Annotated in this window: 21 protein-coding genes; 5 read left to right on the forward strand and 16 right to left on the reverse strand. The window is 69.0% G+C overall.

Features of this window, described 5'->3' with window-relative positions; all coding sequences use genetic code 11:
- The first annotated feature begins 400 nt into the window (after window positions 1–400).
- Window positions 401–1,303 carry a zinc metalloprotease HtpX gene (gene htpX, locus C8N38_RS15475; protein WP_108028062.1) on the forward strand — a complete coding sequence of 301 codons (903 nt, stop codon included), beginning with the start codon at window positions 401–403 and terminating at the stop codon, window positions 1,301–1,303.
- Between the two features lie 13 nt (window positions 1,304–1,316).
- Here the strand turns inward: htpX and C8N38_RS15480 are convergent, their stop codons facing one another.
- From C8N38_RS15480 to C8N38_RS15515, 8 genes are read right to left on the reverse strand one after another with little or no spacing between them, the layout of a single operon-like run.
- Entirely contained in the window at window positions 1,317–2,192 is an 876-nt protein-coding gene (locus tag C8N38_RS15480; RefSeq protein WP_108028063.1) for a TonB family protein, read from the reverse strand.
- Between the two features lie 2 nt (window positions 2,193–2,194).
- Entirely contained in the window at window positions 2,195–2,575 is a 381-nt protein-coding gene (locus tag C8N38_RS15485) for an ExbD/TolR family protein (protein ID WP_108028064.1), read from the reverse strand.
- A gap of 4 nt (window positions 2,576–2,579) precedes the next feature.
- Window positions 2,580–2,963, reverse strand: coding sequence for an ExbD/TolR family protein (locus tag C8N38_RS15490; protein ID WP_108028065.1), 384 nt, complete (start codon window positions 2,961–2,963; stop codon window positions 2,580–2,582).
- Window positions 2,960–3,628: a MotA/TolQ/ExbB proton channel family protein gene (locus C8N38_RS15495; RefSeq protein ID WP_245895772.1), complete on the reverse strand. Its 669-nt coding sequence runs from the start codon at window positions 3,626–3,628 to the stop codon at window positions 2,960–2,962. Before C8N38_RS15495 ends, C8N38_RS15490 begins: the two co-directional genes overlap by 4 nt.
- Window positions 3,629–3,651: 23 nt before the next feature.
- A complete protein-coding gene (locus tag C8N38_RS15500; RefSeq protein ID WP_108028067.1) occupies window positions 3,652–4,440 on the reverse strand; it encodes a heme ABC transporter ATP-binding protein in 789 nt (262 codons plus the stop codon).
- Between the two features lie 3 nt (window positions 4,441–4,443).
- The gene (locus tag C8N38_RS15505) at window positions 4,444–5,520 is read right to left on the reverse strand and encodes a FecCD family ABC transporter permease (protein WP_108028068.1); all 1,077 of its coding nucleotides are present in this window, start codon (window positions 5,518–5,520) and stop codon (window positions 4,444–4,446) included.
- 4 nt (window positions 5,521–5,524) lie between these two features.
- Window positions 5,525–6,355 carry a heme/hemin ABC transporter substrate-binding protein gene (locus C8N38_RS15510; RefSeq protein WP_108028069.1) on the reverse strand — a complete coding sequence of 277 codons (831 nt, stop codon included), beginning with the start codon at window positions 6,353–6,355 and terminating at the stop codon, window positions 5,525–5,527.
- Window positions 6,352–7,401, reverse strand: coding sequence for a hemin-degrading factor (locus tag C8N38_RS15515; protein ID WP_108028070.1), 1,050 nt, complete (start codon window positions 7,399–7,401; stop codon window positions 6,352–6,354). The genes C8N38_RS15510 and C8N38_RS15515 overlap by 4 nt, the downstream gene beginning before the upstream one ends.
- 242 nt (window positions 7,402–7,643) lie before the next feature.
- Here C8N38_RS15515 and C8N38_RS15520 point away from each other — a divergent pair, with 242 nt between their 5' ends.
- Window positions 7,644–9,647 (forward strand): TonB-dependent receptor plug domain-containing protein, encoded by a 2,004-nt coding sequence (locus tag C8N38_RS15520; RefSeq protein WP_181498087.1) that lies wholly within the window; start codon window positions 7,644–7,646, stop codon window positions 9,645–9,647.
- Window positions 9,648–9,773: 126 nt separating this feature from the next.
- Here C8N38_RS15520 and C8N38_RS15525 read toward each other — a convergent pair whose 3' ends face one another.
- From C8N38_RS15525 to C8N38_RS15535, 3 genes are read right to left on the reverse strand one after another with little or no spacing between them, the layout of a single operon-like run.
- On the reverse strand, window positions 9,774–10,343 hold the full coding sequence (locus C8N38_RS15525; protein WP_158272363.1) for a TadE/TadG family type IV pilus assembly protein: 570 nt from the start codon (window positions 10,341–10,343) through the stop codon (window positions 9,774–9,776).
- Window positions 10,340–10,867 (reverse strand): TadE/TadG family type IV pilus assembly protein, encoded by a 528-nt coding sequence (locus C8N38_RS15530; protein ID WP_108028072.1) that lies wholly within the window; start codon window positions 10,865–10,867, stop codon window positions 10,340–10,342. The genes C8N38_RS15525 and C8N38_RS15530 overlap by 4 nt, the downstream gene beginning before the upstream one ends.
- Window positions 10,868–10,877: 10 nt before the next feature.
- Window positions 10,878–12,632 (reverse strand): TadE/TadG family type IV pilus assembly protein, encoded by a 1,755-nt coding sequence (locus tag C8N38_RS15535; RefSeq protein WP_158272364.1) that lies wholly within the window; start codon window positions 12,630–12,632, stop codon window positions 10,878–10,880.
- Between the two features lie 315 nt (window positions 12,633–12,947).
- Between C8N38_RS15535 and C8N38_RS15540 the strand changes: the two genes are divergently transcribed.
- Window positions 12,948–13,439 carry a hypothetical protein gene (locus C8N38_RS15540; RefSeq protein WP_108028074.1) on the forward strand — a complete coding sequence of 164 codons (492 nt, stop codon included), beginning with the start codon at window positions 12,948–12,950 and terminating at the stop codon, window positions 13,437–13,439.
- Window positions 13,440–13,524: 85 nt separating this feature from the next.
- On the opposite strand, the gene C8N38_RS15545 is transcribed toward C8N38_RS15540, so the two are convergent.
- Complete coding sequence (locus tag C8N38_RS15545) at window positions 13,525–14,430, reverse strand: LysR substrate-binding domain-containing protein (protein WP_108028075.1); 906 nt, start codon at window positions 14,428–14,430, stop codon at window positions 13,525–13,527.
- Window positions 14,431–14,548: 118 nt separating this feature from the next.
- Between C8N38_RS15545 and C8N38_RS15550 the strand changes: the two genes are divergently transcribed.
- Both C8N38_RS15550 and C8N38_RS15555 read left to right on the forward strand, forming a co-directional pair.
- A complete protein-coding gene (locus C8N38_RS15550; RefSeq protein WP_146176294.1) occupies window positions 14,549–20,608 on the forward strand; it encodes a LamG-like jellyroll fold domain-containing protein in 6,060 nt (2,019 codons plus the stop codon).
- Between the two features lie 71 nt (window positions 20,609–20,679).
- A complete protein-coding gene (locus tag C8N38_RS15555; protein ID WP_108028077.1) occupies window positions 20,680–21,222 on the forward strand; it encodes a hypothetical protein in 543 nt (180 codons plus the stop codon).
- A 36-nt stretch (window positions 21,223–21,258) separates the two neighbouring features.
- Here C8N38_RS15555 and C8N38_RS15560 read toward each other — a convergent pair whose 3' ends face one another.
- From C8N38_RS15560 to C8N38_RS15575, 4 genes are all read right to left on the reverse strand, one after another.
- Complete coding sequence (locus C8N38_RS15560; protein WP_108028078.1) at window positions 21,259–22,995, reverse strand: hypothetical protein; 1,737 nt, start codon at window positions 22,993–22,995, stop codon at window positions 21,259–21,261.
- A complete protein-coding gene (locus tag C8N38_RS15565) occupies window positions 22,992–24,101 on the reverse strand; it encodes a protein-glutamate methylesterase/protein-glutamine glutaminase (protein WP_108028079.1) in 1,110 nt (369 codons plus the stop codon). Before C8N38_RS15565 ends, C8N38_RS15560 begins: the two co-directional genes overlap by 4 nt.
- A 7-nt stretch (window positions 24,102–24,108) precedes the next feature.
- On the reverse strand, window positions 24,109–24,990 hold the full coding sequence (locus C8N38_RS15570) for a CheR family methyltransferase (RefSeq protein ID WP_108028080.1): 882 nt from the start codon (window positions 24,988–24,990) through the stop codon (window positions 24,109–24,111).
- A 70-nt stretch (window positions 24,991–25,060) separates the two neighbouring features.
- A complete protein-coding gene (locus C8N38_RS15575; protein WP_108028081.1) occupies window positions 25,061–25,531 on the reverse strand; it encodes a chemotaxis protein CheW in 471 nt (156 codons plus the stop codon).
- Between the last annotated feature and the right edge of the window lie 61 nt (window positions 25,532–25,592).

Raw genomic sequence — 25,592 nt, forward strand, 5'->3', positions numbered from 1 at the left:
CAGAACCCTTCCGGGTCCTCGACCGATTGCCGGTACATCGCCTCATACGCCGCAGCGTCAATATGAGCCCCGGACACAAAATCCGGATCCGGCGGATGGGTCGCCGCAGCGGCCTCGCCGGGTTTCATCATATCGGTCATGCTGTATCCTCCTCTCGGTCAAGCCCCTGGCGGGGATGGCCGCCCGCCTCCTCATCCTCGCCTGTTTACCAAATCCTGTAAAAAATGAACGGGAGATCGCCGGAGCGCGGAAAGAATTGTGAAACGCGTGACGCGACCGCACGGAATTTTGTCAATTTGTTGACACCCCACCGCCCCGATAGCGCCCGGCCTGCCGCTTGCGGCGCACCCGGCCGTGCCTATATCGCGGACAGGTTTTCACGAAGCATGGCGTGACGACGATGGGATACTTCCGGACAGCACTTCTGATGGCGGCGCTCACCGCCGTCTTCATGGGCGTGGGGGCGATGATCGCGGGCAGTTCGGGGGCGGTGATCGCCCTCGTGGTGGCGGCCGCGATGAACCTCATGACCTGGTGGAACTCGGATTCCATGGTGTTGAGGATGAACAACGCCCGGCCCGCGACCGGCCCGGACGGGGCCGAATTGCAGCGGATCGTGACGCGTCTGGCGCGGGGCGCGGGGATGCCGGTGCCGCGCGTCTACCTGATCGACAGCGACCAGCCCAATGCCTTTGCCACCGGCCGCAGCCCTGACAACGCGGCGGTGGCCGCGACGACCGGATTGCTGGCGCGGCTTTCGCCCGAGGAAATCGCCGGCGTCATGGCGCATGAGCTGGCGCATATCCAGAACCGCGACACGCTGATCATGACCGTGACCGCCACCTTCGCGGGCGCGATCTCGATGCTGGCGAATTTCGCCTTCTTCTTCGGCGGGCGGCGCGAGGGCGGCGGCGGCATCGTCGCGACGATTGCCATGGCGCTGCTGGCGCCGATGGCCGCAGGGCTGATCCAGATGGCGATCAGCCGAAGCCGGGAATACGAGGCCGACCGGATCGGCGCCGAGATCTGCGGTCAGCCGCTGTGGCTGGCCTCGGCCCTGACCAGGATCGAGGCGCTGGCCCAGCGGATCGACAATGTCGCGGCCGAGCGCAATCCGGCCACCGCGCATATGTTCATCATCAACCCGCTGCATGGAGAAGGCCGCGACAAGCTGTTCTCGACCCATCCCAGCACCGCGAACCGGGTCGCGGCGCTGCAGCGGATGGCGGGCTCGGCCATCCCTGCGCCCGCACCCCTTCCCCGCCCGACGATCCGCCGCGCCCCGCGCGGCCCCTGGGGCTGAGCCCCGGCCCCCGTCAGCGCGACCGGACCTCGAGGCTGAAGCTGCGCGCCCCTGGGCCAAGGGCCGCGGGCGCGGCCGGAAACCGGCCCGCCTGGCGCACTGCGGCCAGCGCCAGCCCGTCGAGCCGTGCATCGCCCGACGAGCGAACTACCCGCACCGCGACCAGCGCCCCCTGGGCCGACACCGTCAACTCGACCAGGGCCGCGCCCCGGCCCGCGCCTTCGGGCACCCGGCGCTGGATGCGCGCCCGGATCGCGGCGCCCCATTCCGCCATCATCGAGGCGATCCGGCCCGGATCGCGGGTAGCCGCACTGGCCTGACCGGCCTGCCCGCGCGCCGCGCCCCCCGCCCCGGCCGCGCGCTGCGCCTGCTGCGCCACCGAGCTTTGCGAGGCCTGGGCCTGCGCCCTTTGCGGCGGCGCGGGTGCCGGGTCGGGTTTCTGGTTGGGCCGCTCGGCCGGGCGCGGCGTGTCGGCTTCGGCCTGCCGCACCTCGGGCGCAGGGTCGGTCTTGACCTCGGGTTCCGGCGGACGCGGCGGCGGCTCGGGCGCCGCAAGCTCGGCATCGGGCGACGTCGGAGCGGCAAGGCGGGGCAAGGCGGTGTCGGGCACGGGTCTCGGGGCCTCGGGCATGGCCAGTTCGGGCAAGACCTCGGGCGGCGGCTCGACGACCGGCGGGGGCGCGATCTCGGCGGGCGTGGCCGGTTCCGGCGGGCGCTCCCACTCGGCCACCTGTTGGGCAATGGCCGCTGAGGACGCGGCGACCGTCGCCAGATCGGCGCCACCGCCGCCCGAGGATTCGACACCTTGGGTTTCGTCCTGCGGCCAAAGCGCCAGATGCAGCACAAGCGCCGTGCCGCCGAAGGCCATGAGTTCCAGAAGGCCCCGCATGATCAGCGCGCGGCCGCCACCAGTTCGACCGGGGTCACGCCCTCGGCCGCAAGCCGCGCCAGCACCCGCGCGACCGCCGCGCCGTCGACCGCGCGGTCGGCGCGCACCGTCAGCGGCCCCTCGCGCGGGGCCTCAGCCAGCGCCGGATAGACCGCCTCGTCCCGCGCATCGCGATAGGCCAGCGTGCCATCGGCGGCGATCAGCAGGGCCTCGATCCCCTCGGGCGGGCGGTCGGACGTGGCCTCGGGCGGATGCACCTCGATCGGGTCGGGCGGCGCCAGCCGGGCGCCGATCAGGAAGAAGATCAGCAGCAGGAACACCACGTTGATCATCGGAACCACGCTTTCCCGCGCCGGGCGCGGGGCGGCCAGGGACAGGCGCATGGGGTCACTCCACCAGGATCGGTTGCGTGTAGCCCGCCGCCGACAGCGTCTCGATCACCTCGATCACCCGCTGCAGGTCGGCGCCGTCGCGGGGGCGCAGCACGACCGGGTCGGTCGGCGCCTCGACCAGCGACGACAGGGCATTGGCCAGACCGTCGAGCGGGGTCTCGACGCCATTCAGCGCCAGCGCCTCGGGACGGATGTCGACCAGACGGGGCGGACCGGACCACTCGCCCGTGCCGCCCGCCCCGCCCGCGACCGGAAGCGACACCTCGGCACCCATCCGGGCCGCAAGCATGAAGAAGACCAGCAACAGGAACACCACGTCGATCATCGGCGTGAGACTCGGCCGCCGCCGGGGCGCGGGAGGCGCGAGACCGAGGCTCATTCCGCCGCCGCCCGAAGCGCCGCCCGGCCCGGCCCGCCCCGGGTCAGCACCCGGGTCGCGGCATCCTCGATATCGACCCGCGCGGTCTCGGTGACGCTTTCGAACCACGACAGCGACACAGAGGCCGGGATCGCCACGGCCATGCCCGCCGCGGTGGTCAGCAGCGCCTCCCAGATGCCGCCGGCGAGCGCCGAGGGATCGGCGCGCGCGCCGGTTTCCTGCAGGGTCTTGAAGGCAGCGATCATGCCCAGAACCGTGCCCAGCAGACCGATCAGCGGCGCGATGGTCGCGATCAGGTCAAGCGCGCGCAGCCCGGACCGCGCGCGGGTCAGCTCGCGCGTGGCAACGCGGGCGACCTCTTCGCGGGCGGTGGTGGCGTCAAGCTCGGGGTCGAGCCGCGCCTCGATGGCGGCCCTGACCGCGACCGCGCGCAGCCCCCGCCGCCCCTCGAGCGCGGTCCGGGCGCGCCAGACATCGCCCTCGAGCCAGCTTGCGACCGCGCCATTCGCCGCCGCCCGCGACCAGGCCCCGACCAGCGCCAGGCGCCAGAGCTTCCACAGGATCAGCGCCACCGTCAGCACCGACAGCGCGGCGATGGCCCAGATCGCCGGGCCGCCCTTGTCGAGGAAATCTGCAATCGCGGCGGTCTTTTCGGTCAGGTCCATGGGTCGGTCTCCGTGATTGGGCGTCATTCGGCGGCGATCGGGCCGCTGGCCTGGGGCAGAAGGTAGGGGCCGTTGACGGGCAGCGCGTTCACGCGCAGCGGGCAGAGATAGGCGGGGCTGAGCAGGTCGTCGCGCAGCACCTCGGCGCACGGCCCCTGCGCCATCAGCCGCCCGCCCGCCATCAGCGCCACGCTGTCGGCGAACATCGCGGTGAGGTTCAGATCATGCATGACGGCAACAATGCCGCCGCCCGCATCGGCGAAGTCGCGCACGATCCGCATCACCTGCAACTGGTGGCCGATATCGAGCGCGGAAACCGGCTCGTCGAGAAACAGCCAGCGCGGCTGGCCATGGGCGGTCGGGTGCCAGATCTGGGCCAGCACCCGGGCCAGCTGCACCCGCTGCTGCTCGCCGCCCGACAGTTCCTGATAGGGGCGTGGCTCGAAGCCCGCCAGACCGACCCGCGCAAGCGCCTTCGGCACCAGATCGGGCTCGGCCGCCTCGACGCCGCCCATCAGGCCCAGCCGGACCACCTCGGCGGCGGTGAAGGGAAAGGCCATGGGGGTGGCCTGCGGCAGCACCCCGCGAAGGCCTGCGAGCACCCAGGGTCGAAGGGAGGCGGGATCGTGTTGGTTCAGCCGGATCCGCCCGTCATGGGAGAGTTCACCCGTGAGTGCTCGCAGAAGGGTCGTCTTGCCCGAACCGTTCGGGCCGACGATGGCAGTGACCTGCCCGGGCCGCGCGCGGAAATCGACCCCGGTCAGGATCTCGCGGCGCCCCAGGCGGACGGTGATGTCGGTGGCCTCGAGCATCGCCTAGAACCCCAGCGAGCCGCGGCGGCGCAGCAGGATCCAGAGGAAGACAGGCCCGCCCAGAATGGCGGTGACGATGCCGATGGGCAGCTCGGCCGGGGCGATCAGGCTGCGCGCGATCATGTCGGCGCCGATCAGCAGCGCGGCCCCCAGAAGGGCGGCATTGACCAGCAGCGGCCGGTGGTCGGGCCCGGTTGCGAGGCGCAGAAGATGCGGCACCACGATGCCGACGAAGCCGATGCCGCCGCTGACGGCGACCGCCGCGCCGGTCGCGCCCGCCACGGTCAGGATCGCCACGGTCTTGAGCCGCTGCACCGGGATGCCGACATGGGCGGCGGCGGCCTCGCCCAGCGACAGCCCGTTCAGCCCCCGCGCCAGCATCGGCGCGGCGACAAGCGCCAGGATCATCAGCGGCGCGGCGGCGGCAAGCTTGGTCCAGGTGGCGCCCGCCAGCGAACCGAGTCCCCAGAAGGTCAGGTCGCGCAGCTGCGCATCGTCCGCGATGTAGACGAGAATTCCGGAAAGCGCCCCCGCCAGCGCGCCCAGCGCGATGCCGCCCAGAAGCATGGTCGCAACCGAGGTCTGACCGCGCCGCGTGGCGATGCCGTACAGCACCAGCGTCGTGGCCCAGCCGCCCGCGAAGGCTGCGACCGGCACCAGATGATAGCCCAGCACGCCCGCGATCCCGGCGGGCAGGAGGCCGCCCAGAACGATGGCCGCGATGGCACCAAGACCCGCGCCCGCGCTGACGCCGACCAGCCCCGGATCGGCCAGCGGGTTGCGGAAGAGGCCCTGCATCACCGCGCCCGACACAGCCAGCGCCGCGCCGACCAGCGCGCCCATGGCCAGCCGGGGCAGGCGGATCTCGAACAGCACGACCCGGTCGGCCAGCGCGACCTCGCGCCCCGCCATGATGTCGGCCAGCACCGCCCAGGGCGAGGTGCCCGCAGCACCCACGGCCAGGCTTGCCGCCGACATGACCGCCAGCGCCAGCACCAGCAGCGCCGTCAGCCGCCAGGCGCGCGGCGTGCGGTCCCAGTGGGGCGCGGGTCCGGCGACCTCGTGGGGAAGCGCGACCATAGGTTCAGCTCCCGGCCCGGTCGAGCGCGTCGGACAGATCGCGCACCGCCTGGGCCGTGCGCGGCCCGAAGCCCAGCAAATAAAGCCCGTCCATCGAGACAAGCGCACCGCTGGCGGCAGCAGGCGTGGTGCGCACGGCGGGCAGCGCCAGTACCTCGGGCGCCAGATCCTCGGCGCCCTCGCGGGCCATCATCAGGATCACGTCGGGGGCGGCCCGGGTGACGGCCTCGTCGGTGAGCGGCTTGTAGCCCTCGAAATCCTCGATCGCGTTCACGCCGCCCGCCAGCCGGATGATTCCGTCGGCGGCGGTGTCGCGCCCGCTGGCCAGCAGCCGCCCGCCCTGTACCGACAGGACGAACAGCACCCGCCGCGCGGGGCCATCGGCCGCCTGCGCGGCGGCGTCATCAAGCGCGCGGCCCACATCGGCGGCGAGGGCCGCGCCCTTTTCGGGCACGCCCAGAGCCTTGGCCACGACCTCGATCTTGGCGATCACCGCGTCGCGGTCATAGCCGTCGGGCACCTCGACAAAGGGGACCGCGGCGGATTTCAGCAGATCGACCGCCTCGGGCGGTCCGGCGCCCTCTTCGGCCAGGATCAGGTCCGGCGCGACCGACAGCACGCCCTCGGCCGACAGACGCCGGACATAGCCCACATCGGGCAGCGCCGTGACCGCTTCGGGCCAGCTGGAGGTCGTGTCGCGCGCCACCAGCCGGTCGGCCTCGCCCAGTGCAACGACGATTTCGGTCACCGCGCCGCCCAGCGACACCACCCGGTCGGCCGCCTGCGCAGGCAGGGCCGCCGCCGCAAGCGCCAAGGCCGCCAGAGCGCGGATCATGCCGCCACCTCAAGCCCCGGCAGCGCGGCCGCGATCTCGGCCCAGGGACCGGTGTGATCGACATCGCCGACCCGCATGCCGAAGGCCTGAAGGATCAGCATCCCCTCGGCATCGAACGCCTCGACCGACAGGGCCGGGCCGCGCCGGGTCGGCTTCGTCACCGCCCAGACCTCGGCCACATGATCGGCACGCAGATGCAGGTTGAAGCCGGGATCGAGAATGTTCAGCCAGGGGCCGGTCGGCTTGACGGTCTCGATGGGTCCGGAATGGATCTCGATGCAGCCGCGATTGCCCACGAACATCATGAAGGGCAGCGCCTCGTCGGCCACCGCGTTCAGAAGCCCGTGCAGGCAATCGGGCGCCAGCGGCCGGACATAGGGCGCGCCCGCGATCCGGTAGGCGCCAAGCCGGTTCATCTTGAGCTTGCGCACCATCTGCAGGAACTGGTGGGTGTCGGTCAGCCGGTCCCACTGTCCGCGCAGGGTCTCGACCGCGCCGCGATCCGCCTTGGCGGGCTCGGAAGGCGCGCGCGGGTCAAGCGTCAGCCGGTCGGACTGGTCCTCCAGCCGGACGGCATCGACAAGCGCGCGCCAGGCCTCGACCGACGAGCCGTCGCGCAGGTGGATCTTGTGGACCGCATCCCCGGCCGCATCGAACACCTGGAGCGAGCGGCGCACCTTGCCACCCCGGGTCTGTTCGACCGCGAAGCCATGGACCCAGTGCTTGGGAAAGATCCTGAGATCGACCGCCGGGCTCAGCACCATCGCGGCGTGATCGCCGGGCGTATAGGGGCCGTAGGTTCCGACCTTCTCGATCACCGCGCTGTCGTTGCGGGTCAGGGCCATCACCTCGCCGAGCCCCGGCATCGCCTGCATCAGCGCGTCCGGATGGGCCGCGATGCGGGTCACGCCCTGCCCGGTTTCGGCCGCCAGCAGCTCGGCCTCGGCCACGCCCAGACTGTCGGCCAGATCCCGGGCGCGGGCGGTGGATTTCTCTTGCCGGATCGACCTGATCCGGTCCGGCGATACAGGCTTGCCGTCTCCCATGGGAGGCTCCCTTCGAAGGTCCTGATGGATGCGGCTGGCCCGGCGGCGCCGTCCCGGGGCGCGCGCGCAGCTTGCTGGATATCTTGGGCCATTCCCGTGGCCCTCAATGTTGACAGAAACTATCAGATTTCATACCCGATGCAAGACCGTCGTGCGGGACCCCGTCGGCGGATGTCCAAGCGACATGCGCCAGCCGCTTTGCCAGCCATGAGATCTTTCGTGACCTGACAAGGGGATGGAACATGACGGCACGACATATGACCGTGGGCCTTCTGGCCTGCGGTACAGCGATGGCCCTGGCCTGGCCCGCAGCGGCCCAGGACAGCTTCAGCCTGGACCCGGTGACGCTGGGCCAGAGCAAGCGCGAGGTGCGCACCGACACGGCGGTGTCCGAAACCGTGGTCGACGAGGAGGAAATCGAGGACCGGCAGGCCACGACCATCGCCGAGCTGGTGGATTCTGTGCCCGGCGTATCGCTGATCAATGGCACCACGCCGCAAGGGTCGGGCATCAACATCCGCGGCTTCGGCGCCACCTCGAGCTATGGATCGGACCAGAAGGTCGCGATCCAGGTCGACGGGGCGAGCGTCGGCTCGGAAGAGCTGTACCGGATCGGCACCCAGCTTTTCACCGACCCCGCGCTTTACAAGCAGGTGACGGTGATCCGCGGCACCGCCGGGACCTTCGAATACGGGTCCGGCATCATCGGCGGACTGATCCGGCTGGACACCAAGGACGCCTCTGATTTCACCGGCGGCGTGCCCGGCTTCAAGCTGCGCCAGACCCTGCAATACGGCACCAATGGCGATGCCTGGGCATCCTCGACGATCCTGGCCTGGCAGCCCGACGAGAACCTCGAATTCCTGGGCAACTACACCTATCGCAGCCAAGGCGTGCAGAAGGACGGCGACGGCAAAGGCATCGGCGAAGACGGCTTCGATCTGCCCTCGTGGATGCTGAAGGGCAAATACACCTTCGGCGAGGCGCGCGAGCATTCCGTCAAGCTCAGCTATTCCGACACCAGTTCCGACGAGAAGGACGTGCCCTATGACACCTTCGGAACGACCACCGACATGTTCGGCAATGTCGACCGCAAGACCCGGTCGAAGACCGCCGTTCTGGAATACGCCTTCGATCCGGCGGGCAACGACCTGATCAACCTGACCGCCACCCTCAGCTATGCCGAGCAGAAGATCGATCAGGACTACGTGCCGGGCAGCTCGAGCTGCGAAGGTGGCGCTTGCGGCTTCCCCTTCCCGCCCGGCGGCTTCCCCACCACCAATGCCGATCATCGCTACGAGACGACCAAGCTGACCGTCAAGAACCAGGCCCTGTTTGCGACCGGCCAGCTCGGCCATGACCTGCGCACGGGGGTCGAATATGTCCGCAAGGAAAGGCTCGATGCCAATTCGGCCCCGGGCGGCACCGACAAGCGCTGGGCGCTGTTCGCGGTCGACGACATGTCCTTCGGCGGGCTGACGCTGACCCCGGCGCTGCGCTACGAGACGCAGGATATCGGCGGCGACAGCTATGCCGATTACGACAATGACGCGCTGATGGGGGGCTTCTCCGCACGCTATGCCTTCGGCAACGGATGGGCGGTCTTCGGCAGCGCCGCCTATACCGAGAACCTGCCCATCATCGACGATCTGGGCACCCCCGCCTACATGACCCGCAGCGAAAAGGCCCGGACCTACGAACTGGGCGTCTCCTACGATCGCGGCACGGTCTTTGCCGAGGGCGACGATCTGGCGCTGAAGGCCACCGCCTATCACACCACGGTCTGGGACATCACGTCCTATACCACCGACACCATGGTGCCGATCACCGATGCGCGGATGAAGGGACTGGAACTCGAAGCCGCCTACAGCCTGCCCTCGGGCCATTATGTCGATTTCAACGCGAATATCGCGCGGGGCGAGAACACCACGCCCGGGATCAGGGACGACTGGGAGGGCACCCCGGCCGACGATCTGCGCGTGACGCTGGGCAAAAGATGGGGCGAGACGCTGGACCTGAGCTGGGAGGTGGCGCATGCGGCCGAAATGAACCGGTCGGACACGCCGTCCGATTCCAGCACCGTCCACAACCTGCGCGCCACCTGGCGGCCGCAGGAGGGCCTGTTCAAGGGGACCGAGATCCGTGCCGGGATCGAGAATGCCTTCGATCTCGACTACACCCCGCATCTGGCGACCCGGCCCGCACCGGGGCGGACGTTCAAGCTGACCCTGGCCAGAACCTTCTGATCCGGTCTCCGGCCCGGGGCCGGGGATGGATCGCGGCAGGCGGCGTGCGACCGGAGCCCCGCACGCGCCTCCGCGACCGCCGGGACGCGGCCGAAGACGCCCTGACGTCTTCGCGCCGCGGACCGGTCAGCCGCAGCTTTGCCAGCAGAGCTGCGGCGCGAACCGGGGCGGCGTCGCCATCAGCGTCTCGAGGGTCATCGACGGCAGCCCGTAATCCGCGATCGGGGTGTAATCGACCTCGGTCTCGACAAGGATCATCCGGTCGCCCAGCTCCATCGCCGGAATGCGCGCCCGATAGACGTCGCTTGCCAGTTCGGCCGCGGTCATCGGCTGCATCCCGGCGGTGGCGCCCGGCCAGTCGATGGCAAGCCTGCGGGTGGCGTCATCGGCGCAATCGGCGGTGCAGCGGACCACCGTCACCCTGAGCCGCGCCGAAGGCCCGGCCAGGAATTGCAGAACGCTGTCGGCCCCGTCCAGAAACGCCTGATCGACGGGCTGGGTTTGGCGCGACAGCATGTCGGCCAGCGTATAGGTCGCCTTGGTCGCGGTGTTGCGCAACTGAAACGCGCCCACGAAGACATGGAGCGCGACCAGCGCCCATAACAGCAGCGGCAGGATCAACACGAACTCGACGGTCATGCTGCCCGCCTCGCCGCGCGCGAAGCGGACCGCGCGCCGGGCGGCCCGCCCGGTCATATCGCGGGCTCGTTGACAAAGGCACTGGTGACGATCAGCGCATATTCGCCCTCGGCATTCTTGGGCAGCTTTCGTCCCAGCCCGGTGCCGGGAAAGATCGGTTCGAACAGCGCACAGACCCGGACGAACATCAGTTCGTTCTCGACCCCGTGGCTGTAATCCAAGGAGGCGTCGATGGTCTCGGCATGGTCGATGCATTTGGGCGGCGCGGTCATCGTCGCCCAGCTTTCCGGCGGCAATGACTGCATCTCGATCCGGATCACGTTCTCGCAATCGTTGATGATGGTCGCCACCTCGCAGATGCGGCTGCGGAAGGCCGCGAAATCCGGCGTGCCCCCGGTTCCCAGGCGCACGTCGCGCACGACGATGTCGGTGGCCCGCGCCAGCGCCATCTGCCGGACGTTCAGGATGCCCAGCTCGAAGGCCATCAGGAACACCATGAACAGGATCGGGAACAGGATCACCATTTCGACGGTGACGCTTCCCCTGGGGTCGCGGGCGAAACGGCCGAGCGCGCGGATCATCGCCCCCTCCTCACTGGATCAGCCGCAGCTTGTTGATCTTGCCCGCGATGGCCGAGAACGCCTCGTCGATATTGTCGGGGGTGGTGTCGAAGAAATACAGCGGCGTCGAGGCGCAGGCCTGCATCTGTTCCTTGGCGGCGCTGGACGCCATGTAGGCGATGGTGAAGATCACGACGCCATGTTCCTTGGCCAGGGTGCAGGTCTCGTAGAAGCTTGCCACGTTCTGGACGTCGGTGGTGATCTGGCGCCGCTTGGAACCGGACTGTCTTTCAAGCTCGACCGTGGCATTGACCGCGGCGTCCGGGTTCGTCGGGCGATACTGCTCGGTGATCGCCCCATCGGTCATCAGCACGATGTATTTCGCGGTTTCGGTATCGTCCCAGGTGGCCGGCCGGTCGACAAAGTCGGCGGGCACCAGCCCCTCGGCCTGCAGATGCCGGAAGGCCGCGTTCGCACTGGGGTCGAGCAGCCCCAGGGCATATTTCATGGCATAATGGGTCCCGGTGCCATCATGCATCCGGATCGCGTCGACAAAGGCGTCAAGCACGGCCTCGTCGTTCTGGGCATACTGGATCGCGGTGTCGTCCTCTGGGCACCAGCCCCAGTCCATCACCGACCGGTCGATGGTCCAGTACATGAACAGGGGCGTCTGTTCATAGGGGCCGTTCGCCGGCAGTCCGGTCTGGGTAAATTCGTCGCTGCCAAGCTCAAGGCAACTGGCGGGGCGCAGGATCGCCTCATAGTCGAAATCGTTCCACATCAGCGTGTAGTCGGCCTTGGGCTCGGAATTCTTCTTGCCGCCGCCCGACGCGACCAGCGGGTCTGTGTCGGGCGCTTCGCCATTGGCGTTGCCCTCGACCGCGTAATACTGCGTCGTCTGGATGCCGCCCTTGACCCGCGCCCCGATCACCGTCGCCGACGCCACCGCCGGGACCGAGCTGCGGATGAACTTCACCATCTCGGGGAAGAAATCGTCGGGATCGTTGCTGACATGATTGGGCCGGCCGGAATCGGGAAACTCGTCGACCTTGACCACCGTGTCGGGCACCCCGTCGCCGTTGGTGTCGAAATAGGTGTTCATGTGCGAGATGTCCTGGGGCCATTCCTCGAAATAGTTGCCCGCACCGTTGCGCCACTGCCCGCCCAGATACTCGAACAGCACCGGGCCCGGATTGGTCTGCCCGGCATAGGGGATGAGGTTGATCGAAACCCGGGTCGGGTCCTCGGGGTTCAGCACCGAATGGATGAAGTCCTTGGCCGCCGGACGCATCATCGCCATCCGAGAATCCCAGCGCATCGAGCCCGAAATATCGAGCACCAGCGAGATCTCGCTATTGGGAATATGCTCCCGCGCGACGCCCGAGGCGCCGCTGCTCAGCGTGTCGATCCCGGTGAACTGCAGGAACAGCGTGTCGATGTCGAAGTTCGCCGTGGCGCCCACCACCCGGCCGTTCAGATCCGAATGCACCTGCACCTCGCGGATCCGGTCCTCGAGCCCCTCGCGGCGGAAATAGTCATGTACCAGCGCCTCGGGGTCCTGAGAGCTGTCGAGATCGGCCGCGGCCAGAACCGCGCGGTCCAGCGTGGCCTGAAGCCGGGTGCGTTCTTCGTCGGCGCGCAGGAAATCGACCGCCATGCCCCCGGCGATCAGCATGCCCACGAAGGCAAACAGGAAGAAGACGACCAGCGCGCCGCGCTCGTCGCCACCGAACCGGCACAGCCGGGTCCCGGCGGATCTGAGGATCCCCGTGCCGCGATCTTGCATTCGTCCTGATCCCCTATCGATTGACAAGGTCCTGAAAGCCCCGCGCCCGACAGGATTTCGCCAGAATGCGGCAGCAGTGCGACCAAACCGGGGAAAGCTTTCCGGCATTCGGGGGCAGTTTTAGCCAATGGCCCAGACGGGCGGGCCGCGAGGGCAACAGCCCTGCCCCCGCCCCGCCGATGCGCGGAAATCCGACCGTCCGCGGCCCGCCCCTGTCCGCGCCGGGAACCCGGCCGCCCCCTGGCACGTTCTCTCGGCAATGGAAACGGACGCCATCCCCCGGCGCCGTTCCACCCTGAAGAACGGAGAAGAGACATGATTCGCACTTCGATTATGGCTGCGCTTCTGGGCGCCACCGTCGCCGCCCCCGCCCTGGCCGACGATGTCGAGACCATCAAGTCGATCGACGTCGAAACCTCGCTGACCGACCTGAACAACCCGCAGGCCGCCGCCTACTGGAAGTCGCTGGACGAAGACCTCGAGGCGGCCATCGCGGCCCAGCTTGTCGGACGGCTCGGCGAGACCGGCATGGACATCAAGATCGACATGAACGAGGTCGAACTGGCCAACTTCTTCCAGGAACAGATCGGGGCCGCCGACAACCAGATGTCGGGCACGGTGAACGTCATCGACATGGAAGACAATTCCAACTTCCAGACCTTCGACCTGACGGTGAAGCTGAACCAGGTCATGCCGCTCTTGCCCGAAGGCTCGGACGTGACGGTGATCACCCCGACCAGCCAGGAGGTCTATACGGCGCTGGTGGCGACCTTCGCCCGCGCGGTGGTCGACCATATCGAGGCCTGATCGTCAGGCCCCCATACCGTCCCTTTCGCGGCCGGCCTTCGGGTCGGCCGTTTGCGTGCGGGGCCGCGCCCGCATCCGCCCGGGTTCAACGCCGCGGCCCGGGGGCGCCAAATGCGGCCTCGTCGTCGCCCACCTCGACAGCCGACAGGAAGGCCGCGATCTCGACGACCCGGCGGCGGTCGCGGCGCAGCATGATATGTTCGGAAAACCCGATCTGCCGCTGCGGCGGGGCAAGCCTCAGATAGACGACCCTCGGATCGGGCAGGCAGTCGGATTCGGCGAAAAACGTCATCCCCAAACCGCACGCCACGGCCTCGCGCACGACATCCGAACCGTCGATCTCCAGCACCGAGGCGGGCGTCTTTCCGGCGATGGCCAGGGTCCGCTCGACCAGCGCCCGGGTCCGCGAGCCCGACTCGCGCTGGATCAGGGTCTGGCCCGAAATGGCGTCGAGCGCGAAATCGCGCCGCTGTGCCAGCGGGCTGGTCGCGGGCAGGCAGACCCGCAATTCCTCATAGCGATAGGGCAGGATCAACAGCGCCGGATCGACCATCGGCTCGACCGCGATGCCGACATCGGCCCGCATTTCCAGCAGGGCCGCCGCGATCGCCTCGGTGCTGCGGCGCTGGATCGTGACCTCGATGCGCGGATGGCTGGCCCTCAGCCGCGAGACCAGCCGCACCGCGATGCCGGGCGAATCCGCATGGATCCGCAGCCGTCCGGTCGCCGCCCGCGGCCGCTGCTCCAGCAGATCGTCGATCTCGTTGACAAGTTCCGTTAACCTCACTGTCACGGAAAAGAGACGCTCGCCCGCCTCGGTCGGCACCAGCCCGCGGCCGCGCTTTTCGAACAGCCGGACCCCGTGCCGGGTTTCAAGCCCCTTGAGATGCTGGGAAATCGTCGGCTGAGACACGCCCAGAAGCTCGGCCGCGCGCCGCACACTGCCTTCCTTGGCGACAAGATGAAAGGCACGGATCTGCGGATAATTCATTGAGAAAACCTAACCGTCCAGAAGATACAATCAATTTGATCTATATGTGAGCCTGCCGCAAGGCTTCCCCGACCGCGCCGCCGTTCCGGCGCGCGAAGACATGGTCTGGGGGAACAGCATGGCACTCGATCTCGCGCATCACGCGCTTGGCAGCACGACCGATTTCGGCCTTCCGGCGATCAACGGCACGCAGGCGGACATTCTGGCCTTCGACGCGTTGACCGATGCGCAATCCGTGACGCTTCGGCCCGAGGTCGACGCGCCGGTCGCCGAATGGGCGCTGGCGATGGATCTCTACATCCCGTCGACCGCCGGGGCCTATACCGGGCTGGTGCAGACCGGCGACGGCGATGCCGAGCTGTTCCTGAAACGCGGGGCGGATGGCGCCGCGCTGGGCATTTCCGGCGTCTACGAGGGGCAGGTGCCGTTCGATACCTGGGTCCGCGTCGCGATGACCGTCACGCTGGAGGACGGCGAAACGGTGCTGCGCAAATTCGTCGACGGCGCGCTGGTCGGCACCCAGACCCTGGGCGTCACCGACCGCTGGACTATCGACCCCGATCTGGGGCTCCGGCTTTTCACCGACGATGACGGCGAGACCTCGGCGGGCTTCGTCTCGTCGATCTTCTTCATGGCGAACCCGCCGGATGCGGAAACCGTGGCGGCGGCACTGGCCTCGGCCCCCACCCCCGCTGCGGGCGGCTTCTTCCCGGTCGCGCCCGGCGCCGACACGGTCGAGGTCAGCTTTGCGGGCGGCACCGTCGCCACCCGCTATGGCGCGGCCGAGGTGATCCTCGAAGGGTCGGACTACCGCACGCCGGTCGCCCTCGGCGACAGCCGGATCGGGCATGCCGCGCAATTCGGCATCGAGGCGCCCGGCGGCGATGTTCCGGTGCTGAACTACTCGGCTTTCGAGGCCAGCGAAGGGCTGCATGTCGCGCCGCCCGCGGGCACCCCGGACCTGACCGATTTCACCATGGTCTGGGATATCCGCACCGACGCCACCGGCGGCTTCCAGTCGCTGTTGCAGCTGGATGCGGGCAACACCTCCGACGGCGATTTCTTCATCAACGGCAGCGGCGGCATCGGCATTTCGGGCGTCTATACCGGCGCGGTTCCTGCCGAAACCTGGGCGCGGATCGCGCTGAGCGTGAAAGACAATGGCGACGGCAGCTCGACCCTGTCGAAATATATCGACGGCACCCTCGTCGGCACCCAGACCGTCGAGACCGCGCGGTTCACCATCGATGCCTCGACCGGCTTCCTGATCCTGACCGACGAGGACGGCGAGACCGCCGCAGGCTATCTGGCCCATTTCGCGCTGTCGGGCGCGGCGCTGAGCCCGGCCGGGATCGCGGCGCTGGGCGGCGTCGATGTCGACGGTCCGTTCGCCGAAGGCGAGGCGCTGGTGCAGATCGGCTTCGACGGGTACGAGCCCACCGCCGAATTCGGCCAGGGCGGCGTCACGCTGAACGACATCTCGGACGACACGCCGGTCGAGCCAGAGGTTTCGGGCGGCATCCGCGACATGCTGGTCAGCCTCAGCGAAGAGGCCCGGCATTACGATCTGGCCGAGCTTTTCGGCGACGGCACCCATGACTTTGCCGTCACCAACAGCAATGGCGAGGCGGTCGGGGCCAGCATCGAGAACGGCATCCTCACGCTCGACTTCGACGCCTACGGCCTGTCGGATCTGGTGATCACCGCGACCGGCGCCAATGGCGAAAACCTCGAGGACCATGTGCGGGTTCGCGTCGCGGGCGAGAACGCCTATACCATCGCGGTCTTCCCCGACACCCAGGACTACACCTCGAACCCCTATATCGAGCATGTCTTCAGCGAGATGACCCAATGGGTCGCCGACAATGCCGAAGGCAAGAACATCAACTTCCTGACCAATGTGGGCGATGTCAGCCAGTGGTCGGCCACCAACCAGTTCGACATCGCGCTGTCGGCCTATGACATCCTGCGCGAGGCGGGGGTGAGTTTCTCGATCGTCCAGGGCAACCACGACATCGTCAACAGCGCTGGCAACCTGCGCGACACCTCGAATTTCAACGACGCCTTCTCGGTCGGCTACATGTCCGAGGACCCGACCTTCGGCGGCGTCTACGATGCCGAGCCCGAGCGCTACGACAACAACTACCACCTCTGGACGGCGACCGACGGCACCGGCTGGGTCACCATCAACCTGGAATTCGGCCCCCGCGACGACGTTCTGGCCTGGGCCGATCGGGTTCTGACCGAATACGGCGACCGCAAGGCGATCATCGTCACCCACAGCTACAACAACTTCAACGGCCGCCACGACCCGCTGGGCTCGGACCTCGAGGGCGAGGGCGCGGGCTATGACTACTGGCTTGGCGCGGACCCCGAGGGCGCCTGGGACGGCGAAGAGATCTGGCGCGACGTGGTGTCCTCGCATGCGAATGTCGTGTTCGCCTTCGGCGGCCACATCTTTGGCGACGGCGCCGAAACCGTGGTCTCTTACAACGACTACGGCAACAAGGTGTACCAGTTCCTGATGAACTATCAGAACGGGGTCGCGCTGGAGGCTACCGAGGGCGGCAATGGCGGCAACGGCGCGATCCGCCTGATCACGGTCGATCCCGACAACGACGCGATCTATACCGAAACCTACTTCACCGATCTCGATGAGTATTTCACCGGCTACCGCGAGACCGAAGAGCCCAGCCGCGACGGGCTGACCGGGTCCTATGTCGGCCATCAGGAAGAGTTCCACGACGCGGATATCGGCGAACGGGCGGCCCAGGCCGAGGCCGATGCGGGCGCCGACCTGCACATCAAGGCCGATGCGGGCGCCAGCACCGCGACCGTCGCCCTGACGGCCGCGGCCTCGGCCGACCCGGACGGCGATATCGCGTCATGGACCTGGACCGACGAGACCGGAACCGTCATCGCCACCGGCAAGGAAACCTCGGCCGAACTGGGTGCGGGTATCCATGACCTGACCCTGACCGTCGAGACCGCCTCGGGCGTCGTCAGCCGCGACGATCTGCGGGTCATCGTCGAGACCGACGATGTCTGGCTGGTCGAGACCTTAGACGACGGCATCGCCCAGGGCTGGATCAACCCCGCCGTCGCCCAGCCCGATCTTGCCGAGATCGGCACCGATCTGGGCTTTGGCATCGAGTCGATCAACGGCGTCGGGCAGAAGACCCTGACGCTGTCCTTCGACAGCCACTGGCGGCCCGAGGACTCGCAGACCGCCGAGGTGCTGGTATCGGTCGATGGCGGCACCCCGACCGCGATCCTGCATTTCGACAGCGCCAACACCACCGATGACGGGTCGAACCAGAACGAACGGATCTCGCTCGACCTCAAGGTGCCGGATACCGCGGCCTCGGTCGAATTCTTCTGGAAGATGAGCGAGGCCGGCAACGACTGGTTCTGGGCGGTCGACAACATCGTCCTGACCGATGCCGACGGCACGGTGCTGATGGCGCAGGACTTCGACAGCCTCGCGGACGACCTGCAACCGGCCACCAACGAGAACATCCCCTCGGACGTGCTGGGCTGGACCCACGACGCGCCCGAAGGCTGGTCGGTCGACACCCCCGACAGCGTGCCGCGCGGCACCGACGAATGGCGCGGCTGGAGCTTCACCACCTCGAAGTTCTGGACCTCGGCCGACGGTCAGGACCGGGCCGACTTCACCAAGGGCTCGGGCGTGATCGCGGTGGCCGATCCCGACGAATGGGACGATTTCAACGGCGGCTCGGACACCGGCACCGACTTTGAAACCACGCTGGCCTCGCCCAAGGTCTGGCTCGGCGGCGCGGGCGCCACGGCCGAGGCGGTGGGGGTGCTGAAACTGCCCGCGCTCGGCCAGACCGAGGCGCTGCATGTCACGACCGGCGCGACCGGGCAGATTTCGGACTACACGCTGATCTTCGATCTTTATGTCGGCAGCGGCCAGGGCGCCTGGACCGCGCTGTTCCAGACCGACCTCACCAACGCGACCGATGGTGAGCTTTTCATCGCCAATGGCGGCATCGGGATTTCGGGGCAATATGACGGCAGCCTTGCCTATGACGCCTGGAACCGGGTCGCCTTCAGCTTCAAGGTCGAGGACGGCGCGCAGGTTCTCAGCAAGTACATCAATGGCGTTCTGGTCGGTACCCAGGTGGTCGATGCGAATGTCGCGGACGGGTCGCGCTGGACCATCGACGGCGAAAAGGGCTTCCTGCTCTTCTCGGACGAGAACGGCGAAACCAGCGATCTTTATGCCGCCTCCGTCGCCTTCACGCCCGAGGCCCTGGATGCAGAGGCCATCGCCGCGCTGGGCGGCGTCGATGCCGATGGCCCGCTCTCGGGCGACCAGCCCGAAGGCGCGGTGCAGCTGTCCTTCGACGGCGCGCTCGATGCCACAGATTTCGGCACCGCGACGGTCGAGATGCTGGACCTCTCGGATGCCCGCCAGCTTGGCAACTTCGCCGTGATCGGCAGCGCCATGGCCGAGGGCGGGACGGTGGGCGCGCCCGAGGCCGCGCTTTACGACCGGTCGAACGGCACGGACAACCTCGTCGTCTGGGAGGGCGGCGCCTGGACCGACCTGACCCTCGAGACCACGATCCGCTCGATGGATGACGATACCATGGGCGTGGTCTTCAGCTTCGACGGGGAAGGCAGCTACTACCTGCTGAGCCTCGACAACCAGACCAACGCGCGGCAGCTGATCCGGGTCGAGGCCGGAACGGCGACGGTGCTGGCGGCCGAAGCCGGCGGCTACACCTTCAACGACGAACAGGACCTCGCGGTGACGCGGGTCGGCGGCCGAATCGTGGTCACGCTGGACGGGGTGGCGCTTTTCGGCGGCGCGGTTACCGACAGCGCACCCTTGGGCGCCGGGACGGTCGGGCTTTACAGCTCGGGCCAGCAAGGGGCGATCTTCGACGATGTCGTGGTCCGCGCCCCGCAACTGGCCGCCGATGCAGGCCCCGACCGGATCGTCATCGACTGGGACGGGGACGGGCGGGAAGCGATCACCCTGAACGGCGCCGCCTCGATCCTGCCCGCGGGCGCGGCCGAGGCGCTCTGGACCGGGCGCGACCTTGACGCTGCGGGTCTGACCGTCGAGGCCACCGCCACGGCCGGGCGCAACAGCTTCGCCCTGACGCTCGACGGCACCGCCTCGGACGCGGTGACGGTCGATCTGGCCAGCGGCGACCGGCTGATCGCGGCCGACCGGTTCGAGGATGGCGACGCCACCGGCTGGACCATCGTCGACGCGACCGAATTCGCGGGCGACGGCACCGCCGCCACCGGCACGGCCGACTGGCAGGTGATCGACGGCGCGCTGGTCGAGACCTCGGGCGCCTACAGCCACGAGCTGACCTGGAACGGCGCCAGCCATCCCGATGTCTGGCAGCGAGGCTGGTCGCCTCTGGGCGACGGCACCTTCGCGCTGCACAAGGGCAGCTACGCGCTCTGGGACGGCGACGACGCCCTCACCGACTATGCGATCCGGGCCGAGGTGACGGCGCCCGAAGGCGCGGTCGGCTTCATGCTGAACTATGTCGACGAGAACAATTACTACAAGATCGAGCTCGACGCCCGGGTGAACCTCTTCACCCTGGTCAAGGTGGTCGACAATTACGAGTCGATGATCGCCCGGGGCGCCACCAGCTACACGCCCGGCGACACGTTCACTTTCGAGGCCCGGATCGTCGACGGCAAGATCTCGGCCACCATCGACGGCACCGATCTCTTCGCCTACCCGGTCGAGGATCACGACATCGGCGCGGGCCGCGCCGGGGTCTGGTCCTGGGGCGCGGCCGGGGCCAGTTTCGACGACATCGCCATCGTGGATCTCTCGTCCGACTTCGCGGTCGAACTGCACGGCACGGACGGCAACGACCGGCTGATCGGAACCGATGCCGACGAGATGATCTTCGCCGGCGCCGGCCGTCTGGATCAGATCTGGGGCGGCGCGGGTGCCGATACCTTCGTCTTCGGCGACGAGACCGCCAACGGCCAGCGCGAAACCGACCGGATCGCCGATTACGAGACCGGGATCGACCGGATCGACCTCGGCGGCGCCGAGATCCACGAGGTTCGTGAAACCGCCGCGGGCGTCACGCTGTGGATCGGCGCCGATCTCGACCAGCTGGTGATCGCCGGGGTCGAAAGCTTCGACGATCTCAGCTTCGCCTGATCCTTGTCCACCGGCCGCCCGGACCCCGGGCGGCCGCTTTCCCACAGATTTTCCAAGGAGACCTGAAGGTTATGTCCCTGCCGATGCCCGTTCTCGCCGCCGCCACCGCGCTTGCGCTGGCCACCCCCGGCTTCAGCGCCACCCTCACCGATACCGCCGCCGACGTCCTGTTCATGGGCGGCGATATCACCGCCGAGGCCAATGCCCCGGTCTTCGACGACACCTCGCTGAGCCCGCTCTATGCCGGGATCTTCGGCGGCGTCTCGGGGCTCTGGAACCCGGCCTTCGTCCTGACCGTACTGACCGAGGACGGCGACGAGGCGCTTTATGGCGAGGCCGACAGCTACAGCTTCGACGGCGTCGACGACCTGCGCTTCGTCTTCACCGCGACCGGCAGCGCCGCCGATCTGTTCGGCGGCACCGTGCTGGCCGAGCTGCATTTCGACGCGCCGATCCCGGACCCGTTCGGCGCCACGGCCGACATCTACGCGACCGCGCGGCTGACCCTGTCGGCCCAGACTGCGCCCGCCCCGGTGCCGCTGCCCGCGACGCTGCCGATGCTGCTGGCCGCGCTGGCGCTGCCGGGGGTCGCCCTGCGCCGCCGCGCCGCCTGATCGCGGACCCCTGCCACGGCCCCCGCGGGGGTCGCGTCAGAACAGGAACCCGTCGATGTCGTCCGCGTCGCCGCCGTCGGCCGCGGGCGGCTCGTCCTCGCCCTGGGGCGTGGGCAGGCCCAGCACGGCGTCGTGAATCCGGCGTTCCTGCTGCATCGTATAGACCCGCCGGAGCCCGGCCAGCAGATCCCCGAAGGCCGCCACCTCGTCCGGGTCAGGCGTCCCGCCAAGGGTTTCCAGCCGCGCCACCAGCGCGGGCCAGCCATCGCCGCTGGCGCTGACCCGGTGGGCGCGCTCGGCGGTCTCGTCGAGGATCGCGATGGTCCGGGGGCAGGCCTCGGCCAGTGTCGCGCCATGCGCCCGCAGCCGGTCGAGCACGGTTTCGAGATCGCTCGCCGCGGCCGCCGGATCGCCCTCGACCCCGCCGCCCTCGGCGGTCCGGCGCCGGGTATCGGCCACCGTCTTCTGCGCCCCGTCGAGGATGTCGCGGATCTGGGCGGCGGCGGCACTGGTATCGGCCGCGACGCCGCTCAGCTCCTTGGCGATGACCCGAAGCCCGCTGGCCCGGTCGCCCAGCCCGCTGCAGCGGATCGCCATGTTCAGCCCCAGCAGCCGCACGTCATGTTCGGTGCGTTCCAGGACGTCGATCCGCGACATCATCAGGTTCATCGCATCGGCCGCGCCCTCGCCCAGCTGGCGGGCGGTCTCGCGGTTGCGGGCATCGTCGTCCAGCAGCGGGCCGATCGAGCGCAGGTCCCGAACGAGCGCCGCCAGCGCCTCGCCGCTCGCGGCCAGCGTCCGCCCGGCGCGTTCGGTCCCGGCGCGCAGCACCTCGTCGGCATCGATCCGCATCGCCTCGAGCGCCTCGACGAAATGCGCGACCTCGGCCACGAAATCGGCATGGGTCGCGCCCAGCTCGGCCGCCGCCAGCGGCCCCAGAAGCCGCGCCAGCCGGTCGGCCTCGGCGGCATCGGCCAGCCGGTCGAGGATGGTCTCGACATGTTCCAGCCGCTGGCGCGTCATGTCGCCCGCCTGCACCGCCGCGACCGCCTCGCCGACCTGGGCACCGATGCCCGCCGCCAGCGTCGCCGACTTGTCGGCATGCTCCGCCGCCTGGGCGCGCTGGGCCTCGATGCTGCGCAGGTCCTCGTCCAGACGGTCGCGGATCGCGGCCATGGTCCGGTAATGGCCGCGGCTGAACTCGGTCTGGGTGCGCCGGGTCTCGGCCACGGTGCGGCAGACCCGTTCATGCACCTCCGCGATCGAGCGCACCGCCGCCTTGGCCTCGGCCGCGATCCCGGCCATCTCGCTGGTGAAGGCAGTCAGGTCGCTCTGGCCGGACTCGATGCCCGCCGCCACGATGCGGGCGTTGACCGCGACGAGCCCCAGAAGCCGGATGGCCGAATCCATCTGTTCCAGCGGCGCGCGCACCTGCTTGGTGGTCTCGGCCAGCCGGGCGATTTCCGCGTCGCCGGTGGTGATGCCCTCCAGCACCCGGCCGACCTCGTCGCGCAGGCGGCTGATCTGCGCGACCCCCTGCAAGAAGGCCGGCCCCTCGAATTCCAGCGCCATGTCGCGATGCGCGCCCGAGATGTCGCTCAGCAGATGCGCCCCGGCCATCAGACCGCTGCCCATCGCCAGAAAGGCCTGCTCGATGGCCTGCCGCGGCCCGGCAATGTCGACTGCGAACCGGCCCGAAACGATCTCGTCGAGGACCGTGGACCCGGGCGGGTCGGCGGGAACCACCCGGAGCCAGGCAGCCGCCGCGCTCATCGCGCACCCCCGGACCCGGCCCAGAATTGCAAGATCGCGGGCGCGATGCGCGACAGCGGCAGGACCCGGGCGGCGGCACCGCGTTCGATGGCCTCTTTCGGCATGCCGAAGACCACAGAGCTTTCCTCGTCCTGGGCGACGGTCGCGGCGCCGGTCTCGCGCATCTCCAGCAGGCCCTGCGCGCCGTCATCGCCCATGCCGGTCAGCAGGATGCCCGCCGCGCCGCTGCCCAGCTGCTGCGCGGCAGACCGGAACATCACGTCGACCGAGGGCCGGTGCCGGCAGACCGGCGGGCCGTCCGCGATGACGATGTGGGCATGGGCGCCCGCCCGCGCGATCATCATGTGGCGGTTGCCCGGCGCGATCAGCACCTGTCCGGGCAGGATCGGATCGCCGTCCCGGGCCTCGCGCACATTCATCGCGCACAGCCCGTCAAGCCGCCGGGCAAAGGCCGCGGTAAATCCTTCGGGCATGTGCTGGACGATCACGATGGGCGGACAGTCGGCGGGCAGCGCCTCGAGCACCTCGCGGATCGCCTCGGTGCCGCCGGTCGAGGCGCCGATGCAGACGATCCGTTCGGCGGCGACCATCGAAGGGCCGCGCCCGGGCCGGGCGGGCAGCATGGCATCGGCGCTGAGCTTCTTCTCGACCTCCATGCGCCGCGCGCGCACCGGCCGGATCCGGGCCTGGGCGGCCGCGCGGGCGGTGTCGCAGATCATCATCCTCGAATGCTGCAGGAACTCGACCGAGCCCATGCGCGGCTTGGTCACCACATCGACCGCGCCCGCCTCCATCGCCGCCATCAGCGCCGACGAGCCCTCTTCGGTCAGGCTGGAACAGATCACCACCGGCAGCGGACGCTGGGCCATGATCTTGCGCAGGAAGGTCAGCCCGTCCATGCGCGGCATCTCGATATCCAGAAAGATCACGTCGGGCAGCTCGCGGCCGATCCGTTCGGCCGCGGCATAGGGGTCGGCGGCGGTCCCCATCACCTCGAGACAGGGATCGCTGGCGATGATGTCGCTGAGCACGCGCCGCACCGAGGCGGAATCGTCGACGATCAGCACGCGCCATTTCTTGCCGGAAAAGCTGGGTTGGAAAGTCATGGCATCCTCATTCGACCTGGAAGGTGGCGGGCGCGAGCTGGCGCAGCGGAAGTTCGGCCCCGATCCCGCTTTCGGAATGGCCGAGAAACAGGAACCCGCCCGGCCGGATATGCCGGATCAGCCGCCCGACCACGGCGATCTGCACGTCGCGTTCGAAATAGATCAGCACGTTGCGCAGGAAGATCGCGTCGAAATCGCTGTCGACGGCATAACGCTTGTCCATCAGGTTCAGCCGCGCGAAGGACGCCCGCGCCCGCAGTTCGGGCACGACCCGAACCTCCTGACGCTCGGGGTCGCGCGCCTCCATGAAATAGCGCTGGCGCAACGCCTCGGGCACCGGGGCCGCGAAGGCGGTGGGATAGATCGCCATCTTGGCATGGGCCAGCACGGCGGTCGAAATGTCGGTGCCCAGCACCGTGAAGTCGAAGCCCGGACCCCGCGCCGCCGCCTCGGCCAGCACCATCGCGATGGTATAGGCCTCGGCCCCGATCGAGCTGGCCGCACTCCAGAACTTGAGCCGGGTCCGGCGCCCGCCCCCGGCCCGGCCCAGCATCGCGTCAAGCCCGGGTCCCGCCAGGAACCGGAAATGGTCGGGCTCGCGGAAGAAGTCGGTCTTGTTGGTGGTCACCACGTCGATCAGGTGCAGCGCCTCGCGGTCGAGCCCGCCCTCCTGGAACAGGAACCGGCAATAGGCCGCAAGGTTGGGCTGGCCGCAGGCCCGGACCCGCCGCCGAAGCCGCGCCTCGACCATGAGGCGCTTGGACGGCGGCAGCCGGATTCCGGTCTGGCGGTTCACCAGCGCGGCGATGCGGGAAAAGCTGCTGTCGTCGATCCGGTCGCCGTCATCGGCACCGCCGGTCGGTCTCAGGGCTAGCGAAGAGGCAGTCATGGCGGGCTCCGTGAAAGATGGGGGCGGGGCCGGGGCGTCCGCGAGGCGGTCGAAAACCCGGGAGGGGGGCTCAGGCGGCGACGCCGGACGCGGCGGGCAGATCGGCCGCGGCGAACAGCCGGTCGAGATCGAGAACGGTCACGAAGGCCCCGTTGCGGCGGCCGACGCCCGCGACGAATTCGGTGCGCCAGGACGCGCCCAGATCGGGCGGCGCCTCCATCGTGTCGGCATCGAGCGCGGTCACCTCGAACACCCGGTCGGTCTTGAGCCCGATCCGGCGCGGCGCCTCGCCCACGCGCGCGTCCAGCACCATGATCCGGGTGCTGTGGCTGTCCTCGGCGGCGGGCAGCGCCAGGCGCTTGCGCAGGTCCATCACCGGCACGCTTTGCCCGCGCACGTCGATCATGCCCAGGAAGTCGGCGGGCGCATGGGGCATCGCCGCAATCGGCTGGGTTTCAAGGATCTGCTGCACCCGTTCGACGGGCACGGCGAAAAGACTGTCGGCGGCGCCGAGCGTCACATATTGGGTCTGGTCGGCCATTCTGATCTCCCGGGATCGGTCGGAGACCGGCCGCCTCGGCGAGGCGGCCGGAACTGAGGAA

The sequence above is a fragment of the Rhodovulum kholense genome, assembly GCF_003053725.1.
In the GTDB taxonomy this organism is placed as follows: domain Bacteria; phylum Pseudomonadota; class Alphaproteobacteria; order Rhodobacterales; family Rhodobacteraceae; genus Rhodovulum; species Rhodovulum kholense.

What these genes read in the sequence shown, in the direction of transcription:
- C8N38_RS15540 (WP_108028074.1), top strand. Translation starts at nt 12,948, where the DNA reads ATGATTCGCACTTCGATTATGGCTGCGCTTCTGGGCGCCACCGTCGCC.
- C8N38_RS15490 (WP_108028065.1), bottom strand. Translation starts at nt 2,963, where the DNA reads ATGAGCCTCGGTCTCGCGCCTCCCGCGCCCCGGCGGCGGCCGAGTCTC.
- C8N38_RS15515 (WP_108028070.1), bottom strand. Translation starts at nt 7,401, where the DNA reads ATGGGAGACGGCAAGCCTGTATCGCCGGACCGGATCAGGTCGATCCGG.
- C8N38_RS15485 (WP_108028064.1), bottom strand. Translation starts at nt 2,575, where the DNA reads ATGCGCCTGTCCCTGGCCGCCCCGCGCCCGGCGCGGGAAAGCGTGGTT.
- C8N38_RS15520 (WP_181498087.1), top strand. Translation starts at nt 7,644, where the DNA reads ATGACGGCACGACATATGACCGTGGGCCTTCTGGCCTGCGGTACAGCG.
- C8N38_RS15495 (WP_245895772.1), bottom strand. Translation starts at nt 3,628, where the DNA reads ATGGACCTGACCGAAAAGACCGCCGCGATTGCAGATTTCCTCGACAAG.
- C8N38_RS15550 (WP_146176294.1), top strand. Translation starts at nt 14,549, where the DNA reads ATGGCACTCGATCTCGCGCATCACGCGCTTGGCAGCACGACCGATTTC.
- C8N38_RS15545 (WP_108028075.1), bottom strand. Translation starts at nt 14,430, where the DNA reads ATGAATTATCCGCAGATCCGTGCCTTTCATCTTGTCGCCAAGGAAGGC.
- C8N38_RS15530 (WP_108028072.1), bottom strand. Translation starts at nt 10,867, where the DNA reads ATGATCCGCGCGCTCGGCCGTTTCGCCCGCGACCCCAGGGGAAGCGTC.
- C8N38_RS15575 (WP_108028081.1), bottom strand. Translation starts at nt 25,531, where the DNA reads ATGGCCGACCAGACCCAATATGTGACGCTCGGCGCCGCCGACAGTCTT.
- C8N38_RS15535 (WP_158272364.1), bottom strand. Translation starts at nt 12,632, where the DNA reads ATGCAAGATCGCGGCACGGGGATCCTCAGATCCGCCGGGACCCGGCTG.
- C8N38_RS15510 (WP_108028069.1), bottom strand. Translation starts at nt 6,355, where the DNA reads ATGATCCGCGCTCTGGCGGCCTTGGCGCTTGCGGCGGCGGCCCTGCCT.
- C8N38_RS15480 (WP_108028063.1), bottom strand. Translation starts at nt 2,192, where the DNA reads ATGCGGGGCCTTCTGGAACTCATGGCCTTCGGCGGCACGGCGCTTGTG.
- C8N38_RS15565 (WP_108028079.1), bottom strand. Translation starts at nt 24,101, where the DNA reads ATGACTTTCCAACCCAGCTTTTCCGGCAAGAAATGGCGCGTGCTGATC.
- C8N38_RS15560 (WP_108028078.1), bottom strand. Translation starts at nt 22,995, where the DNA reads ATGAGCGCGGCGGCTGCCTGGCTCCGGGTGGTTCCCGCCGACCCGCCC.
- C8N38_RS15570 (WP_108028080.1), bottom strand. Translation starts at nt 24,990, where the DNA reads ATGACTGCCTCTTCGCTAGCCCTGAGACCGACCGGCGGTGCCGATGAC.
- C8N38_RS15525 (WP_158272363.1), bottom strand. Translation starts at nt 10,343, where the DNA reads ATGACCGGGCGGGCCGCCCGGCGCGCGGTCCGCTTCGCGCGCGGCGAG.
- C8N38_RS15505 (WP_108028068.1), bottom strand. Translation starts at nt 5,520, where the DNA reads ATGGTCGCGCTTCCCCACGAGGTCGCCGGACCCGCGCCCCACTGGGAC.
- htpX (WP_108028062.1), top strand. Translation starts at nt 401, where the DNA reads ATGGGATACTTCCGGACAGCACTTCTGATGGCGGCGCTCACCGCCGTC.
- C8N38_RS15555 (WP_108028077.1), top strand. Translation starts at nt 20,680, where the DNA reads ATGTCCCTGCCGATGCCCGTTCTCGCCGCCGCCACCGCGCTTGCGCTG.
- C8N38_RS15500 (WP_108028067.1), bottom strand. Translation starts at nt 4,440, where the DNA reads ATGCTCGAGGCCACCGACATCACCGTCCGCCTGGGGCGCCGCGAGATC.